Below are 16,857 nucleotides of genomic sequence, written 5' to 3'. Positions count from 1 at the left end.
CGCGCTCAGATGTCGAGGAAGCGGACGTCCTTGGCGTTGCGCTGGATGAAGCTGCGTCGCGACTCGACGTCCTCACCCATCAGCACGCTGAAGATCTCGTCGGCGGCCGCGGCGTCTTCGATGGTCACCTGACGCAGGGTGCGCGTGGTGTGGTCCATCGTGGTCTCCCACAGCTCCTTGGCGTTCATCTCGCCGAGACCCTTGTACCGCTGGATGCCGGCGTCCTTCGGGATGCGCTTGCCGTTGTCGAGCCCGTACTTCAGGAGAGCGTCGCGCTCGGCGTCGCTGAACACGTACTCGTGCGGGGCGTTCGACCACTTGAGGCGGTAGAGCGGCGGCATCGCGAGGTACACGAAGCCGGCCTCGATGAGCCCGCGCATGTAGCGGAACAGCAGCGTGAGCAGCAGCGTGGTGATGTGCTGACCGTCGACGTCGGCGTCGGCCATGAGCACGATCTTGTGGTACCGCGCCTTCTCGATGTCGAACTCCTCGCCGATGCCCGTGCCGAAGGCCTGGATCATCGCCTGGACTTCCTTGTTGCCGAGCGCCTTGTCGAGGCGCGCACGCTCGACGTTGAGGATCTTGCCGCGCAGCGCGAGGATCGCCTGCGTGTGCGGATCGCGGCCCTGCACGGCCGAGCCTCCGGCCGAGTCACCCTCCACGAGGAAGATCTCGCTGATCGACGGGTCCTTGCTCGTGCAGTCCTTGAGCTTGTCGGGCATGGCCGCAGACTCGAACACGCTCTTGCGGCGCGCGGTCTCGCGAGCCTTGCGGGCGGCGAGTCGGGCGGTCGCGGCGTCGATGGCCTTGCGGATCACGTTCTTCGCCTGGTTCGGGTTGCGCTCGAACCAGTCGCCGAGCTGGTCGCCGACGACCTTCTGCACGAAGGCCTTCGCCTCCGTGTTGCCGAGCTTGGTCTTGGTCTGGCCCTCGAACTGCGGCTCCCCGAGCTTGATGGAGATCACGGCCGTGAGGCCCTCGCGCACGTCGTCGCCGGAGAGGTTGTCGTCCTTCTCCTTGAGCAGGTTGTTGGCGCGGGCGTAGCGGTTGACCAGCGTGGTCAGTGCCGCGCGGAACCCCTCCTCGTGCGTGCCGCCCTCGTGGGTGTTGATCGTGTTCGCGTAGGTGAAGACGTTCTCGGTGTACGACGTGGTCCACTGCATCGCAACCTCGAGCGAGATCTTGCGCGTGGTGTCCTCCGACTCGAACGCGATGATCTCGTCGTTCACGACCTCGGCCTTGCGCACCTTGTTGAGGTACTCGACATAGTCGACGAGACCGCGCTCGTAGAAGAACACGTCGGACGGCTGCGTGGTGACGGCCTGCCCGTCCTCCTCCGTCTCGTACGCGGAGTCCGGGCGCTCGTCGGACAGCTCGATCCGCAGTCCCTTGTTGAGGAACGCCATCTGCTGGAAGCGCGTACGGAGCGTGTCGTAGTCGAACTCGACCGTCTCCTGGAAGATCTCTGCGTCCGGCCAGAAGGTGATGCTGGTGCCGGTCTCGTCGGTCGCGGCACCCTTCTCCAGCTTCTGCTGGGGGACACCGCCGTTCGCGAAGCTGTGGTTCCAGACGAAGCCCTTCTGCTTCACCTCGACGTCGAAGCGCGTGGAGAGCGCGTTCACCACCGAGGAGCCGACGCCGTGCAGGCCGCCGGAGACCGCGTACGCGCCGCCGCCGAACTTGCCACCGGCGTGGAGGATCGTGAGCACGACCTCGACCGTGGACTTCGACGGGTCGGACGAGTGCGGGTCCACGGGGATGCCGCGGCCGTTGTCGACGACGCGGACGCCCCCGTCGGCCAGCAGGGTCACCAGGATCGTGTCCGCGTAGCCGGCGAGGGCCTCGTCGACCGAGTTGTCGACGATCTCGTAGACCAGGTGGTGCAGACCGCGCGGTCCCGTCGATCCGATGTACATGCCGGGGCGCTTGCGGACGGCCTCGAGGCCTTCGAGGATCTGGATCGAGTCGGCGCCGTACTCTCCCGGCTGCTGCTTCGGGCGGTTGGCGGACGACTCGGTGGTTCCCTCGGGTGCGGGGGTTCCCCCGGTGTTCGATTCCGTCTCGTCAGCAGGGGATTCAGGCGTCATCAGAGGGCATTCTCCAGATCGATAGCTCGAACTCCCATTCTAGCCGGGTTTCGAGTCGATATGCCGCTCAACGGCCGCGTGTGGCCCTCTGAGCGTGTCAGACCCCTTGCATGGTGCCCTACCCGTAGGTATCGCGCGGGCCCCGTCCTGGAACGACTCTGGGACCCCATTTCCAGGAGGGGACGTCCGGTCCGATGAAGCGGAGGTTCTCGACGCCCGCTTCCGGATACCGTCTCCCGATCTCCGTCAGAATCGTCGCGCGCATGAACTGCAGGTTCTTCGCCCACGCGGTCGAGTCGCACTTCACCGTCAGCAGTCCACGCTCCAGCGACACCGGCTCGGAGTGCTTCGCGGTGTCGGCGCCGGCCAGGTCGGCCCATTGCCGGACGAGGTCCTCCCTAGCGAGCGTGGTCTCCCACCCCGCGTCGCGGCTGAGCCGGTCGAGCACATCGCCGAGCGTTCCGGGGTCGCGGCCCGGTGTGAAGGGGGCGTTGTCGTCGTCGACCGTGATCCGACGCTTGCGCTTCCAGTTCTTCGCACTCGGCGTCAGACCGCGCAGACGCAGGTAGGTGGCGACAGTCTCGGGAGCTTCGATCACGGCGTCGGCGGCCACGTCACTCATCCGGTGCCTCCCGCTCGTCGGTGATGGTGCCCGCCGTGATCCGCACCACGTGTGCGTGCAGCACCTCGGGGATATCCTCCTCCACGGCCGCGGTGACGACCACCTGTTCGTAGCCCGCGGTGAGGGACGCGAGGCGCTGGCGTCGATCCGCGTCGAGCTCGGCGAACACGTCGTCGAGGATCAGGACCGGATCACCCGCGGGTGACTCGCTGCGCAGCAGTTCGGCCGAGGCGAGCCTCAGCGCGAGGGCCACCGACCAGGACTCCCCGTGCGAGGCGTACCCCTTGACCGGGAGGTCCCGCACGCGCAGCACAAGGTCGTCGCGGTGCGGACCCGACAGCGTGAGCCCGCGGTCGAGCTCCTGGGTTCGCTTCGCTGTCAGGGACGCGCGGAACAGCTCGGCCGTGCGAGCGACGTCGATGCGCTGCTCGGCCGCGGCCGACGACACCTCCTGCTCCTCGGCGTCGGCATCGTCCTCCGGATCGGCACCGGCCACGGACAGCGCCCACTCCAACCGGGGCCGGTGGTCGGCGCCGGCGATCGCAGCGTAGGCCTCGGCCACGGGCTGCTGCAGATCCGCGGCGAGACGCTGGCGCGCGGTGATGATCTCGGCGCCGAGCGCGACCAGCTTGTCATCCCACACGTCGAGCGTGCTCAAGCCCTCGCCGCGGACGCCCCGCGCCCTGGCCGACTTCAACAGGGCGTTGCGCTGCTTGAGCACGCGGTCGTAGTCGCCGAGCACCGCAGCCATCCGGGGGGTGCGCTGGATCAGCAGCTGATCGACGAACCGTCGTCTGGCTGACGGATCACCACGGACGATCTGCAGGTCTTCCGGCGCGAAGAGGACGACGTGGGCGTAGCGTGGCAGCTCGTTCGCCTTCGATGGCGAGCCGTTGATGCGGGCTTTGTTGGATCCCTGCCGGTTCACCTGCACCTCGACCAGCACACGCCGTTCGCCATGGGAGAGCCGCGCGCGGATGACCGCGAAGTCCTGTCCGTCTCGCACCAGCGGCGCATCCGACGACACCCGGTGCGAGCCGAGCGTGGCCAGGAAGACGACGGCCTCCGCGAGGTTCGTCTTGCCCTGTCCGTTCCGTCCGACGAGGACGTTGGGGCCGCGATGAAGAGCCAGATCAGCGGTCGCGTAATTGCGGAAATCGACCAGGTTCAGGTGCTCCACAATCACGGAGCCAGCCTACCTTTCGGGTCGGACATCCTCCCCGCCGCCGGGGCGACGCGACGCGCTCAGCGCAGGAGCAGGTTCGGCTGCAGCAGGTACTTGAACGAGTCCAGGCCCGCCTGGTCCACCGACGTCTGGCTGGTGATCAGGACCGGGCTCAGCTTGTTGGCGTTGTCGCTCGACGTGAAGGTGACCCGCACGAACTCGCTCTTCACCGCGCCGAGCGCCTCGATCAGGTACTGCGGGTTGAGGCCGAGCGTGACCTCGTCACCGCCGGACAGGATGGCGTCGACCGATTCGGACGCGCGTGCGTGCTCGCTGCCGGACGCATCCATCGTGACGCCGTCGGCCGAGAAGGTGAAGCGCAGCGGGGCGGCGCGGTCGAGCACCAGGGACACGCGGCGGACGGCCTCGATCAGGTCGGCGGTGTTCACGACCGCGTAGTGATCCGTCTGCTCGGGGAACAGACGACGCACCGGCGGGAAGTTGCCCTTGATGAGCAGCGAGGTGACGGTCTTGTTGCCCGCGGTGAACGCGATGATCTCGCGGTCGCCCGCGCCGGAGAACGCGATCTGGATCGTGCCGGCGTGCCCGAACGTCTTCCCGACCTCGAGCAGGGTGCGGGCCGGGACCAGCGCGGTGGCCTCGACGGCTTCTCCGTCCCACGGCACATCGCGCAGCGAGACCCGGTAGCGGTCGGTGGCCACGAGGCTGAGCGTCTGGCCGGTCACCTCGAGCTGCACGCCGGTGAGGACCGGCGTGACGTCGTCACGCGAGGCCGCGAAGCCGACCTGGGCGATCGCGGTGCCGAACTCATCGGCGGGGACGACACCGGAGCTGCCGGAGACCTCGGGGATCGAGGGGTATTCCTCGACCGGCATGGCCGCGAGCGTGAATCGCGCAGAGCCGCAGGTGACCGCGATGCCCCCGTCGTCCTCGACGGCGATCTCGATCGGTGCGTTCGGCAGACGACTCGCGATGTCGGACAGGAGTCGGCCGTGCACCAGGATCGTCCCCGGGGTCTCGACCGTGGCCTCGATGGTCGTCCTGGCGGATGCCTCGTAGTCGAAGGCCGAAAGGGTGAGCCCTGAACCGTCTGCCTCGATCAGCACACCGGCCAGGATCGGCTGCGGGTTGCGCTGGGGGAGGAGCTTGACGACGAAGGACACAGCCTCGCTGAAGACATCGCGGTTGACCTGAAACCTCACGGGTGCTCCCTTGTCGTCGTCATGACGGGTCGTCGTCGGGTCCTGCCAGTGCAGGGCTTCCCATGCTAGCCCTACAGTCCCGCGGATCCCTACGCCGGAGCACCGGCGACGCACCTGTCGGGTTGTCCCCACCGTCTGGTGATCGGATCGCCCCTTGAATGACTTAACTCCTTAACGGTGTTAACCGCTGTGGATACTGTGGATAAGTCGGTGGAAAGCAGACGCGAGTAGGGAACTACACGACTGTCACTTGTGGAGACGCTGAGGAATCCGCGGGTTATCGAGGATGTGGAGACTCGAGGGCTCGTGACGGTTATCCACAGGTTTCCCCATTCGGCCCACATCCTGAGCGCCGCGATCACGAATCATCCACAAGTTATCCACATGTGCATAGACGCATTTATCGGAGACGTCCGGCCGTTGTCAAGAACGACGAAGGGCGCCGTCCTCGACGGACGACGCCCTTCCTCCGGTTCCGTCAGCGACGGCCGAGCTGCGTGGTGATCTCCGTGACCTGGTTGTAGATCGAGCGGCGCTCCTTCATGAGCTCACTGATCTTCTTGTACGCATACATGACCGTGGTGTGATCCCGGTTTCCGAACAGCTGCCCGATCTTCGGCAGAGAGAGGCTCGTGCGCTCACGGCACAGATACATGGCGATTTGCCGGGCGGTCGCGATCTGCTGCGACCGGCTGGAGCCATAGAGGTCGTCGACCGTGAGCTTGAAGTACTGGGCGGTCGCCGTGATGATGTCGGTCGGCGAGATGATGTTGTCTTCCGCCGTGTCGATGATGTCGCGAAGCACGGTCTGCGCCAGCGAGATGTCGAGCGCGGAACGGTTGAGGCTGGCGAACGCCGAGACACGGATCAGCGCACCCTCGAGCTCACGGATGTTGGACGACACCACGGTGGCGATGTACTCCAGCACCTCGTCGGGGATGTGGAGCGCTTCGCTCTGCGCCTTCTTGCGCAGGATCGCGATACGGGTCTCGAGGTCGGGCGCCTGGACGTCGGTGATCAGTCCCCACTCGAAGCGGCTGCGCATGCGATCTTCGAAACCGGTCAGGTGCTTCGGTGCCACGTCGCTCGTGATCACGACCTGCTTGTTGTGGTCGTGCAGCGTGTTGAACGTGTGGAAGAACGCCTCCTGCGTCTCGGCACGGCCCTGGAGGAACTGGATGTCGTCGATCAGGAGGATGTCGACATCGCGGTACCGGGCCTGGAAGGCGGCACCCCGGTTGTTCGCGATCGAGTTGATGAAATCGTTCGTGAATTCCTCGCTGGACACGTAGCGCACCTTCACGCCGGCGTAGAGGGACTGGGCGTAGTCGCCGATCGCGTGAAGGAGGTGGGTCTTGCCGAGTCCGGAGTCGCCGTAGATGAACAGAGGGTTGTATGCCTTGGCCGGTGCTTCGGCGACGGCGACCGCGGCGGCGTGGGCGAAGCGGTTGGACTGGCCGATGACGAAGTTGTCGAAGGTGTACTTCGGGTTCAGCCGTGACTCGTGGCGCAGCTGCGTCGGCTGCTCCATCGGCGACTCGCGCGGCTGCTCCTGGCGACCGAAGTCGGCGACGGCGATCGGCGCGGTCGGCTGATCGGCCAGTTCGTGGTTCACCACGACCCGGTACGACGTGACCTCGTCGCCGATGTGGGCGAGGGCTTCCATGATCGGCAGCCGGAGACGCTTGTTGATCTGCGCGGCGGTCAGATCGTTCGGCACCTCGAGATACAGCGTCGCGGCCATCACTCCCGCCGGGACGGCGAGGCTCAGGAACCCCTGCAGCTGAGGAGTGACGCGATCGTCGGCTTCCAGCAGCTCCTGCACCGTGGTCCAGATCGGGACGTCGGGCTGGGCTGGTGAGGACATGGTGCTCCGGACGACGGTTCGGGTCGCGGTCGACGTGCCGTGCCCCTGTGGATAACTTCGGATGCCACGGTAGTCACACCGGCCACGAACGGCAACCTGCCCTTGAAAACACGGGGGCGTGTTGTGCGCATCGGGCGCGTCCGGGTTGTGGATAATGGCTGTGCGGTTCGCGAGAGGACTCGAGCGTCGCAGGGCGCTAATTTGCCCTGTGCGCCGCCAAGACGTACCCTTAGTCGGTTGACTTATGCCTTTTTGGGCAGTTCCCCATGTCTCCGGTCGAAGTGAATCCGGTGGCAGCATTCCCGGAGTGATCTCATGAGCAAGCGCACCTTCCAGCCCAACAACCGTCGTCGCGCCAAGAAGCACGGTTTCCGTGCTCGCATGCGTACCCGCGCCGGCCGTGCCATCCTGTCGGCACGCCGCGCGAAGGGCCGCACCGAGCTCTCTGCGTAAGCAGCCGTGCTCGCCCGCCCGTTCCGTCTGACCCGCGGGAGCGACTACCGGATGGTCGTTCGACGCGGATCGCGTTGTGGCGGGGCGCGCGTCATCACCTCGATCCTGTCGACGGGTGAGCGGCGTGAGCCGCGGTTCGGTTTCATCATCAGCAAGCAGGTGGGCACCGCCGTGGTGCGCAATACCGTGCGTCGGCGTCTGAAAGCCGTCTGCGCGGAGGCGCTCCGGCGTGTTCCTCAGGGCACGGATGTCGTCATCCGTGCCCTTCCTGCATCCTCCGTGGCGTCGTTCGCCGAGCTGCGCACCGACGTCGAGAGGTGCCTGCAGCGTCTGGCTCCGAGCGAGGTCTCCTCATGACCGCGCTTCCCGCCTCGTCGGTCGGGACCGGGGAGATGCGCGGACGCGACATCGTGCGCAGCATCCCGCTGCTCCCGCGGAACGCGGTCATCGCCTTCCTGTCCGGGTACCGCAAGGTCATCTCCCCGCTCTATGGCGATGTCTGTGCGTACTACCCCTCCTGTTCCGCCTACGCTGTAGGTGCGGTGCAGCAGCACGGTGCCGTGCGCGGAGCCCTGCTCTCCGCGTGGCGCATCCTCCGCTGCAATCCCTGGACCAGCGGAGGCGTCGACGACGTCACGCCGCACCAACACTTCCGCTACGACCTGACCTCCCATGGTTTCGTCGTTCCCTCCCGAAAGGACTGACCGGTGGGTCTTGACCTCCTGCTCGCCAGCACCACCCCCAGCCCCGAACCGGCTGCCGGGGGGTTCGACCTGCTCGGCACGATCCTCTGGCCGCTGAAGTGGGTCGTCGAGCTCATCCTGGTCGCCTGGCACTGGCTGCTCACGGCCGTCGGCCTTCCTGCAGCCTCCGGTATCACGTGGGTGCTGTCGATCGTCGGCCTCGTCGTGGTGGTGCGCGCGGCGCTGATCCCGCTTTTCGTGAAGCAGATCAAGAGCCAGCGAAAGATGATGGAAATTGCTCCTGAACTGCGAAAAGTTCAGGAGAAGTATCGCGGGAAGAAGGATCAGCTCTCTCGCGAGGCCATGAGCCGCGAGACGATGGCGCTGTACAAGAAGCACGGCACGACGCCGATGTCGAGCTGTCTGCCGCTCCTCGTTCAGATGCCGATCTTCTTCTCGCTCTACAGCGTGCTGAGCGATGTCAGCAAGCACGCGCGAGACAACATCGGCGGTGTCGGTCTCCTCAGCCCCGAGCTGACGAAGGAGTTCTACGACGCGAAGCTCTTCGGCGTCGCCTCGTTGCACGAGACGCTGGGCAACGCGATCGATGCGCAGAACACGACGGCCATCATCATCCTGGTCACGCTCGTGGTGCTCATGATCGGGTCGCAGTTCTTCACGCAGCTGCAGATCATCTCCAAGAACCTGTCGCCCGAGGCCAAGACCGGCCAGGCGTACCAGATGCAGAAGATCATGCTCTACGTGCTGCCGCTGGGCTTCATCTTCTCGGGCGTCTTCTTCCCGCTCGGCGTCGTCGTGTACTGGTTCATCTCCAACCTGTGGACCATGGGGCAGCAGTTCCTCGTCATCCGTGAGATGCCGACCCCGGGTTCTGAGGCGGCGAAGGCCCGCGAGGAACGCCTGGCGCGCAAGGGCAAGGCCATCGATTCGTCGGGCAAGGTGGTGCCGATGTCGGTGTACGAGGCCGAGCAGCAGCGTCTGCTCGAGGAGGCCGAGAAGGCCAAGGCAGAGGCACCGAAGCGTCAGCAGCCCGTGGGTAAGAAGCGGGCGAAGAAGAAGGGAAGCGGTTCATGAGCGAGGTCGTGACCGGGAGCACGGAGCCGACGGTGGCGCAGCTGGAGCTCGAGGGCGACGTCGCCGCCGACTACCTCGAAGAGCTGCTCGACATCGCCGACATCGACGGCGATCTGAACCTGGATGTGCGTCAGGGCCGCGCCTATGTGTCGGTGGAGGCCGAGGGCGATGGACTGTCCGTGCTCTCTGCACCTGACACGGTCCAGGCGCTGCAGGAGCTCACTCGACTGGCGGTGCAGAACAAGACCGGTTCGTTCTCCCGGCTGATCCTCGATATCGGTGGTTCGCGCGACACCCGGCGTCGGCAGCTCGAAACGCTGGTCGACGCCGCGGCCGCGAAGCTCGACGAGGGGTCGTCGCAGGCGTCGCTTCCCTCGATGTCGAGCTACGAGCGGAAGCTGGTGCACGACATCGCTGCCGACCGCGGCCTCGTCTCCGAGTCGTACGGTGAGGGCGCGGACCGCCACACCGTGTTGCGTCGTCGGTGATGTCGGCGTCGGACTCGTCCACCGAACCCGGCGCACCCGAAACCGGTGTGGTCGAAGCAGAGCCGGCCGTCGCCGCTGAACTCTTCGGCGACCGTATCGACATCGCGCGACAGTTCACGGCCGCTCTTGCTCGTGAGGGTGAGGAGCGGGGCCTGATCGGACCCCTCGAACTCCCGCGGTTGTGGACCCGTCACATTCTGAACAGCGCGATCGCCGCGCCCCTCTTCCATGGCACCGTGGCGGACATCGGGTCGGGCGCCGGGCTCCCTGGTCTGGTCCTGGCGATCGCGCGACCGGATGTCACCTGGACACTGGTCGAGCCGATGGAACGCCGGATCACCTGGTTGAACGAGCAGGTCGCGGCTCTGGAACTCGACAACGTCACAGTGCTGCGGTCGCGCGCGGAAGACGTGAAGGCGGGCGATGGATTCGACGTCGTGACCGCTCGCGCCGTGAGCGCGCTTCGGACTCTCCTTCCCCTCACAGCTCCACTGGTCCGTGACGGAGGGGAGCTCGCCCTGCTCAAGGGTGCGAACGCGGCGAACGAGATCGAGGCTGCGCAGAAGCAGATCAAGAAGTACCGCCTTTCCGACGTGCGGGTAGAAGTCCTCGGCGAGGGAGTGCTTCCCGAGACGACTCGCGTCGTGCGTGCGCGCGTGCGGTGACATCGCCGTTTCACGTGAAACATCCGGCCTGACGAGGCGTACTCGGCACGACTATGCCGCGGAAGTTTCGGCGGTTGCCGGGGGGTGCGGGCTGCATCCGACGTGCGGGAGCGGGCGACTCTCGCCGCCGGGGAGGACCTGGCGCCGCCGTGTCTTCGTCACGCGCCGAGCGGCGTGTTTGACCGAGCGCGTCCAACACGGACAGCACGGCGACGGTCGGTCCGGTCGGGCGAGCGTGACGTCGGCGACTCGCGGTCGCGCGATGCGAAGCCTGCGATGGGTCCCGCCCGGTGTGGGGTGAGATCCTATGTGGCCACGTTTCCTCCCCTCGCGGTTAGAACGTGGTGCCCGACATGCGAACAGATCCCTGACCGCCGACGGAGCGTCAGCCGTTGGTGAGGGGTGTGACGGCGGCATTCGTAGACACACACGCCCAGCGCAGTTGCACGGCGGATCGACATCGTGTGCGATGCAGCTGGTGATTGACCGGGCGCGGGCTCGCGAGGTGGGGATGTGGTTGACCGCGCCACCAGCCGCTGGTTGCAGGCCCCGCGCCCTTCCCCGGTGCCTGACGTGCTTACGGTTCGAGCGCACCGGCAGCCCGTTTCACGTGAAACATCGACGTCAGCACCTCAGGCGGAGGCTATGTTTCACGTGAAACACGGCGAGGTCGGGCAGGTGACGGTGACGTGGCTTGCATCGCGACCGAGTGGTCTCGGTGCGGCCCTCGGTTGAGATCGATGGGCAGCGCGGTGCTGGTGGATTGATGAGCAGATCGGAGGGCGTATAGGGGGTGAGCACCGCTGTTCGTGCGCTGCGGATGAACTCCGGTCCGGTGGGTCGCAATCGTAGGGAGGGACTGGCCGCGGTGCCGACGGGGGCCGCGGGGTGGTGCGCAGCCTGTGCCCGCGGCGAGTCGTGTGAGAGTTTCCGCGGCCGCGGATTCACTGGGTGTCCCCAGAAGGAGCGGTGTCGGGGGAACGCAGGTCTACTTCGGCGCCCTGTATGTCGGGTGGTGCGGGCCTGACCGCGGTAAGACACTGCAACCGATGATCCGAGCGGATACGACGAGGAGCCCGAGTCCGGGAGTCATCGACGCGGGAGATGGCCATGTTGCGTGAGCTTCATGGTGGTCAGCTCCCGGGAGGGGAGGAGGCTTTGGGGTGGCGGGAGATCGGATGCGCCGGGCACGGCGCGGTGGCGCGCTTATAAACACAGCGGAACGGGCGGGGACTCGAGATGTGTGGGCGATCGGTGGCGCAGTCGGTAGGGCGCGAGGGAGTGCGCGGGTGCGTTCGTTGCGCAGCGTCAGGAACTCCGGTAGTCGGGGCGCTCCAGATGAGGGTGGTGAGGCGCCTCAGAAAGGGGCTGTCACGGGCCGAGGAGTCGAGGCGTCCCTGCGGTCGAACGGGAAGGTCGAACGGGAAGGTCTGATGGGCGCCGGGGGTGACGGCGGCGCGCCGACGAGGGGAAGACGATGGGGGGTTGCACCTCTGGTGCTGAGGGTTCGCTGAGCTGGGGTCGACAGTGACCCGTGTGGTGAGGCTTCGATGAGCTGAGGTCCACAGGGCTCCGTGTACTGAGGCTTCGATGAGCCGGGGGTCACAGTTCCCCGGTTGGGGGTGGGGGAGGGCAGGGACGAGCGCGAGGTGCGGCGGCCGGGTGGGACGACGTGGTGCGGGCGTGCAGGGTCGGGGTATTCCGCGCGTGCGGTTGCTCAGGTGAAAGGAGTGGGGCAGGGCGCGGATGACGATGGAGTGGGGGACGTGTGGGTGCGGTGCGGGGGTCGTGTGGGGTGTCCTCTGGGTGGGGAGAAGCATGAGAGTCGGTCGGAGAGGGACGCGGGGCTCAGCTGGGGATGTCGTGCGGGCCTTGCTTGCGTGAGGGGTGGGCGTGCGGTGCGGATGACGATGGCGTGGGGAGTGGAGGGCATGTGGCACCCGGCGGCACGGTGTCGGCGGAGTGCCCGGGTGCGGCGAGGGACATCAGGGGCCAGCTGCACGAGCCGTGAGTGCAGAGCATCTGCCCGAATCGGGCCGTTCCGCACCGGAAGCTGTGGGGCGAGGCACGGGGAGACGGGACTGCACGGCCATGAGCGGGGCTGCCGAGTCGGGAGCGGGGGCCTCCGACCGGGTGTCGCGGGCTGGTGGCGAGTCGTCGGTGAGCGCAAGACGGACGAGCGGGCGCGACCGTGGAAGGTGCGGTGTTTGTGCGGGGGAGGAGGTGGGCGTGAGGAGGAGGCGGGTCTGGGGAAGAGGCGGGCGTAGGGAGTAGGCGGGCGTAGGGAGGAGGCGGGCGTGGGGAGGAGGCGGGCGTAGGGAGGAGGCGGCCGTTGGGGACGAAGCGGCCGCTGGGGAAGAAGCGGCCGTCGGGTAAGAAGCGGCCGTTGGGAAGAAGCGAGCCTGGGGAAGAAGCGGGGTGGGGAAGAAGCGGGGTGGGGAAGAGGCGGCCGCCGAGGGTGGAGGCTGCGGGCCCCGACAACACGGAGGTCCGTCGGCTCACGAGACGCAGTGGACGACCGACCGCACCAGGGAAATGCGCGGACGTGCGGTGTTGGCCCGATGGGGGGCAAGCCCGGACGGAGACGGGACCGCGTGTGCTGGATCGCGGGGAGGGCTGGGTGAGCCGCGAGGTCGGGGCCATGAAGGGCGAGACGACGCGGTCGCTGACGGACCGACCACGCCGCGGAACAGGCGCGGTGTTTCACGTGAAACGGTGAAAGGCGCTCATGCGGGCGGCGTTCGCCGGGGGGGGGGTAGGTCGGCGCTTCTTCCAGAACCGTCGCGGGTGGGGAAGGAGGTGCTGAGGGGGCAGCTCACGCGGCGGTTCATGTAGACGTGATCCTGGATGCCCCTGGTCGGGGATCTCCGGCGCGAGCGAGGAGGCCCGGGAGCTGTCTCAGACAACCGATAGCGGCCATCGATGCGGCACCGGGAGCGCGCGCTGCTCGCTCGCTGCGCCGAGGAACTCCCGGAATCGATGCGGCTGCCGGTCGTGAGCCGGTACGAGCCGCGGACGGAAGTGCGCTCAGCGTCGATGCTGACGGGCGCGCGCGGTTCGAGGTCCGTCCCTGCGGTTAGAGTGGGATGCGGCCCCGAAAGGAGTGGATGTTTCACGTGAAACAGTCCGAAAAGACACCGGCTAACGACTCGTTCGGGATGGATACCCCGCTTGCTCGCGAACTCGCCGACCTCTCCGCGCGCCGCAGGGCCCTCGAAGCCGTTCACGTGGAGTTCACCGGGCAGACCCGGGTGCTCACCGTGTCGAACCAGAAAGGCGGCGTCGGCAAGACCACGAGTGCGGTGAACATCGCCTCCGCGCTGGCCGGACTCGGTGCCTCGGTTCTCGTGATCGACCTCGACCCCCAGGGGAATGCGTCCACGGCACTCGGGGTTCCGCACAACGCGGACACGCCGAGCGTGTACGACGTGCTGATCGATGAGTTCCCGCTCGCGGAGATCGTGCAGCCCAGCCCGGAGAACCCACGACTGTTCTGTGCTCCGAGCACCATCCACCTGGCGGGCGCCGAGATCGAGCTGGTGGCGCAGGTCGCGCGGGAGCATCGGCTCCGACGCGCTCTGCAGGACTACCTCGTCGACCACCCGGTGGACTTCGTGATCATCGATTGCCCGCCGTCGCTCGGGCTTCTGACGATCAACGCCTTCACCGCAGCCTCCGAGGTCTTCATCCCCATCCAGTGCGAGTACTACGCGCTGGAGGGTCTGAGCCAGCTTCTGGGAAGCATCCAGATGATCCAGAAGCACCTCAACCCGGCTCTGCACCTCTCCACCATCCTGCTGACGATGTTCGATGGCCGTACCCGGCTGGCGCAGCAGGTTGCGGAAGAGGTTCGGACGCATTTCCCCACCCAGGTGCTGAACACCGTCATCCCTCGGTCGGTCCGCGTGTCCGAGGCCCCCAGTTTCGGCCAGACGGTCATCGCGTACGACGGACAGTCCGCCGGCGCGATCGCCTACCGCGAGGCCGCTGTCGAGATCGCGTCGCGTGTGACGCAGAGCAAGGAGAAGTAATGGCGAAGCGCACTGGACTCGGCCGGGGCATCGGTGCCCTCATTCCGACCGCGGATCAGGCGGAGCGACCCGTCGACGTGTTCTTCCCCGGCGCGAGCCTGCGCCCGGACACGACCGACTCCGGCGCAGCCGCGGTTGCGGAAGCTACCCTCGAGGCGGTCCCCGGCATCCACCTGGTGCAGGTCGACCCGCACGCGATCGTGCCGAACCCGCGTCAGCCGCGGACGCACTTCGACCCGGAGGACCTGGCCGAACTCGTGCACAGCGTGCGGGAGTTCGGGGTGCTCCAGCCGGTGGTCGTGCGCAAGAACGGCGACGGCGACTACGAACTCATCATGGGGGAGCGTCGGACGCGGGCCGCACGCGAAGCCGGGCTCGACGCGATCCCGGCCATTGTGCGTGACACCGCCGACGAGGACCTCCTGCGCGATGCGCTCCTCGAGAACCTGCACCGCTCCGAGCTGAACCCGCTGGAAGAGGCATCGGCCTACCAGCAGCTGCTCGAGGATTTCGGCATCACCCAGGAAGAGCTCGCAACCCGCATCGGCCGGTCTCGTCCGCAGATCAGCAACACCATCCGCCTGCTCAAACTGCCCGTCCCCGTGCAGCAGCGCGTCGCCGCAGGAGTGCTGTCGGCCGGTCACGCCCGCGCGATCCTGAGTCTCGACACGCCGGAGGCGATGCAGCGCCTTGCCGACAAGGTCGTGAACGAAGACCTGTCGGTGCGCGCGACGGAGGTCGCCGCCAAGGCGCAGCCGAGCGCGGGGAAGACCCCGAAGGCCACGCCGGGAGCGCGACGGGCCTATCTGGACGAGGTGGCGGGCAAGCTCGGCGATCGCCTGAACACGCGGGTGAAGATCTCGCTCGGGACGCGAAAGGGCCAGGTCACGATCGATTTCGCGTCGATCCAGGACCTCAACCGCATCCTGGAGGAGCTGGGCGAAGAAGGGTACGGCTCCGCGCGCTGACCCCGCACGGTGTCAGGGAGGGCCTAGACTCGCGTCATCTTGACGATGCGGGGGTAGGTCATGAGCAGAGCAGCTGACGCGGCGAGCATCAAGCGCCGTGTGATCGCGGTCAGTATCGCCGCGGCATTGGGTGGCTTCCTCTTCGGCTTCGACACCGCGGTGATCAACGGTGCCGTCGACGCTCTCGCGGGCGACGTGTCCGGGTTCGACCTCGGTACCGGCCTCAAGGGCTTCGCCGTGTCGTCCGCGCTGATCGGTTGCGCGGTCGGCGCCTGGTTCGCCGGCCCGATCTCGAACAAGTTCGGGCGCATCCCGGTCATGGTCGTCGCAGCCGCCATGTTCTTCGTCTCCGCGATCGGCTCCGGTCTGGCCTTCAGCGTGGTCGACCTCATCATCTGGCGCGTGATCGGCGGACTGGGCGTGGGGGCAGCCTCGGTCATCGCTCCGGCGTACATCGCCGAGGTGTCGCCGGCCGCCATCCGTGGGAGACTCGGCTCGCTGCAGCAGCTCGCGATCGTCACGGGTATCTTCGCCGCCCTCCTCTCCGACGCGCTGCTCGCGGGAATCGCCGGCGAAGCGGATCAGCCGCTGTGGGGGCTCACCGCCTGGCGCTGGATGTTCATGGTCGCGGCCATCCCCGCGCTCGTCTACGGGCTCGTCTCGCTCCGGCTGCCGGAGTCGCCGCGTTACCTGGTGCGCAAGGGCGAGACGAAACGCGCCGCAGAAGTGCTCCAGACCGTCACCGGCACGATCGACACCGAGGCGAAGATCAAGGAGATCACCGGGACGATCGACACCGAGCGCGCCGAGTCGCTGCGTGACCTGCGAGGAAATCGCCTCGGGCTCAAGCCGATCGTCTGGATCGGCATCCTGCTGTCGGTGTTCCAGCAGTTCGTCGGCATCAACGTCATCTTCTACTACTCCACGACGCTCTGGCAGTCGGTCGGGTTCGACGAGTCCAGCGCGCTGCTGACCTCGGTGATCACCTCCGTGACGAACATCGTGGTGACGATCGTGGCGATCCTCCTGGTCGACAAGGTGGGCCGGCGGATCATGCTGCTCGTCGGTTCGGTCGGCATGACCGTCACCCTCGGACTGATGGCGGTCGCGTTCTCCTTCGGCACGCTGGACGCGCAGGGCACCGCGACGCTGCCCGACCCCTGGGCCACCGTCGCCCTCGTCTGCGCCAACGGATTCGTGGTGTTCTTCGGCGCCAGCTGGGGACCCCTCGTCTGGGTGCTCCTCGGCGAGATCTTCCCGAACTCGATCCGGGCTGGCGCACTCGCCGTCGCGGCCGCCGCGCAGTGGGTCGCGAACTTCTTCATCTCCACGACGTTCCCGGCCTTCGCGGAGATCGGACTCACCTTCGCCTATGGGTTCTACGCGTTCTTCGCCCTGCTGTCGTTCTTCTTCGTGTTCTTCAAGGTGCCCGAGACCAAGGGTCGGGAGCTCGAGGACATGACCGAGGACGCGAAGGTCGAGCGCCGACGGGGTCCGGCACGCGCGTAGG

General features: G+C 67.0%; 14 protein-coding genes. 9 read left to right on the top strand and 5 right to left on the bottom strand.

Going from position 1 to position 16,857, the window contains the following annotated elements:
- Positions 1-5: 5 nt before the first annotated feature.
- From gyrB to dnaA, 5 genes are all read right to left on the bottom strand, one after another.
- Entirely contained in the window at positions 6-2,087 is a 2,082-nt protein-coding gene (gene gyrB, locus ACWH95_RS05365) for a DNA topoisomerase (ATP-hydrolyzing) subunit B (RefSeq protein ID WP_454120318.1), read from the bottom strand.
- Between the two features lie 118 nt (positions 2,088-2,205).
- On the bottom strand, positions 2,206-2,709 hold the full coding sequence (locus tag ACWH95_RS05360; RefSeq protein ID WP_136033739.1) for a DUF721 domain-containing protein: 504 nt from the start codon (positions 2,707-2,709) through the stop codon (positions 2,206-2,208).
- Positions 2,702-3,895, bottom strand: coding sequence for a DNA replication/repair protein RecF (gene recF / locus ACWH95_RS05355; RefSeq protein ID WP_136033741.1), 1,194 nt, complete (start codon positions 3,893-3,895; stop codon positions 2,702-2,704). The genes ACWH95_RS05360 and recF overlap by 8 nt, the downstream gene beginning before the upstream one ends.
- 59 nt (positions 3,896-3,954) lie before the next feature.
- Positions 3,955-5,097 (bottom strand): DNA polymerase III subunit beta, encoded by a 1,143-nt coding sequence (dnaN, locus tag ACWH95_RS05350; protein WP_136045157.1) that lies wholly within the window; start codon positions 5,095-5,097, stop codon positions 3,955-3,957.
- Between the two features lie 478 nt (positions 5,098-5,575).
- Positions 5,576-6,964: a chromosomal replication initiator protein DnaA gene (gene dnaA / locus ACWH95_RS05345; RefSeq protein ID WP_136033745.1), complete on the bottom strand. Its 1,389-nt coding sequence runs from the start codon at positions 6,962-6,964 to the stop codon at positions 5,576-5,578.
- 315 nt (positions 6,965-7,279) lie between these two features.
- On the opposite strand from dnaA, the gene rpmH reads away from it, so the two are divergent.
- The 9 genes from rpmH to ACWH95_RS05300 all read left to right on the top strand — a co-directional run bounded on the left by rpmH (position 7,280) and on the right by ACWH95_RS05300 (position 16,856).
- Complete coding sequence (gene rpmH / locus ACWH95_RS05340) at positions 7,280-7,417, top strand: 50S ribosomal protein L34 (RefSeq protein WP_022879826.1); 138 nt, start codon at positions 7,280-7,282, stop codon at positions 7,415-7,417.
- 6 nt (positions 7,418-7,423) lie between these two features.
- Positions 7,424-7,774 carry a ribonuclease P protein component gene (rnpA, locus tag ACWH95_RS05335; RefSeq protein ID WP_454120317.1) on the top strand — a complete coding sequence of 117 codons (351 nt, stop codon included), beginning with the start codon at positions 7,424-7,426 and terminating at the stop codon, positions 7,772-7,774.
- The gene (gene yidD, locus ACWH95_RS05330; RefSeq protein ID WP_136033749.1) at positions 7,771-8,121 is read left to right on the top strand and encodes a membrane protein insertion efficiency factor YidD; all 351 of its coding nucleotides are present in this window, start codon (positions 7,771-7,773) and stop codon (positions 8,119-8,121) included. Before rnpA ends, yidD begins: the two co-directional genes overlap by 4 nt.
- A 3-nt stretch (positions 8,122-8,124) precedes the next feature.
- Complete coding sequence (gene yidC / locus ACWH95_RS05325) at positions 8,125-9,195, top strand: membrane protein insertase YidC (protein ID WP_136033750.1); 1,071 nt, start codon at positions 8,125-8,127, stop codon at positions 9,193-9,195.
- A complete protein-coding gene (locus tag ACWH95_RS05320) occupies positions 9,192-9,683 on the top strand; it encodes a Jag family protein (RefSeq protein WP_136033753.1) in 492 nt (163 codons plus the stop codon). Before yidC ends, ACWH95_RS05320 begins: the two co-directional genes overlap by 4 nt.
- Complete coding sequence (rsmG, locus tag ACWH95_RS05315; RefSeq protein ID WP_378803098.1) at positions 9,683-10,348, top strand: 16S rRNA (guanine(527)-N(7))-methyltransferase RsmG; 666 nt, start codon at positions 9,683-9,685, stop codon at positions 10,346-10,348. The genes ACWH95_RS05320 and rsmG overlap by 1 nt, the downstream gene beginning before the upstream one ends.
- 3,158 nt (positions 10,349-13,506) lie before the next feature.
- Positions 13,507-14,379 (top strand): ParA family protein, encoded by an 873-nt coding sequence (locus ACWH95_RS05310; RefSeq protein ID WP_378878037.1) that lies wholly within the window; start codon positions 13,507-13,509, stop codon positions 14,377-14,379.
- Positions 14,379-15,347, top strand: coding sequence for a ParB/RepB/Spo0J family partition protein (locus ACWH95_RS05305; RefSeq protein ID WP_136045153.1), 969 nt, complete (start codon positions 14,379-14,381; stop codon positions 15,345-15,347). The genes ACWH95_RS05310 and ACWH95_RS05305 overlap by 1 nt, the downstream gene beginning before the upstream one ends.
- Before the next feature lie 60 nt (positions 15,348-15,407).
- On the top strand, positions 15,408-16,856 hold the full coding sequence (locus ACWH95_RS05300) for a sugar porter family MFS transporter (RefSeq protein WP_454120316.1): 1,449 nt from the start codon (positions 15,408-15,410) through the stop codon (positions 16,854-16,856).
- Position 16,857: the final 1 nt, after the last annotated feature.

This window comes from Microbacterium sp. NPDC055502, from assembly GCF_053643635.1.
The sequence above is the reverse complement of the archived record's forward strand: the minus strand, read 5'-3'. Positions and strand labels throughout refer to the sequence as shown.

Excerpts from the sequence above, each read along its gene's own strand:
- gyrB (WP_454120318.1), bottom strand. The coding sequence starts at position 2,087 with ATGACGCCTGAATCCCCTGCTGACGAGACGGAATCGAACACCGGGGGA.
- yidD (WP_136033749.1), top strand. The coding sequence starts at position 7,771 with ATGACCGCGCTTCCCGCCTCGTCGGTCGGGACCGGGGAGATGCGCGGA.
- ACWH95_RS05360 (WP_136033739.1), bottom strand. The coding sequence starts at position 2,709 with ATGAGTGACGTGGCCGCCGACGCCGTGATCGAAGCTCCCGAGACTGTC.
- ACWH95_RS05300 (WP_454120316.1), top strand. The coding sequence starts at position 15,408 with ATGAGCAGAGCAGCTGACGCGGCGAGCATCAAGCGCCGTGTGATCGCG.
- dnaA (WP_136033745.1), bottom strand. The coding sequence starts at position 6,964 with ATGTCCTCACCAGCCCAGCCCGACGTCCCGATCTGGACCACGGTGCAG.
- ACWH95_RS05320 (WP_136033753.1), top strand. The coding sequence starts at position 9,192 with ATGAGCGAGGTCGTGACCGGGAGCACGGAGCCGACGGTGGCGCAGCTG.
- ACWH95_RS05305 (WP_136045153.1), top strand. The coding sequence starts at position 14,379 with ATGGCGAAGCGCACTGGACTCGGCCGGGGCATCGGTGCCCTCATTCCG.
- rpmH (WP_022879826.1), top strand. The coding sequence starts at position 7,280 with ATGAGCAAGCGCACCTTCCAGCCCAACAACCGTCGTCGCGCCAAGAAG.
- ACWH95_RS05310 (WP_378878037.1), top strand. The coding sequence starts at position 13,507 with ATGGATACCCCGCTTGCTCGCGAACTCGCCGACCTCTCCGCGCGCCGC.
- rsmG (WP_378803098.1), top strand. The coding sequence starts at position 9,683 with ATGTCGGCGTCGGACTCGTCCACCGAACCCGGCGCACCCGAAACCGGT.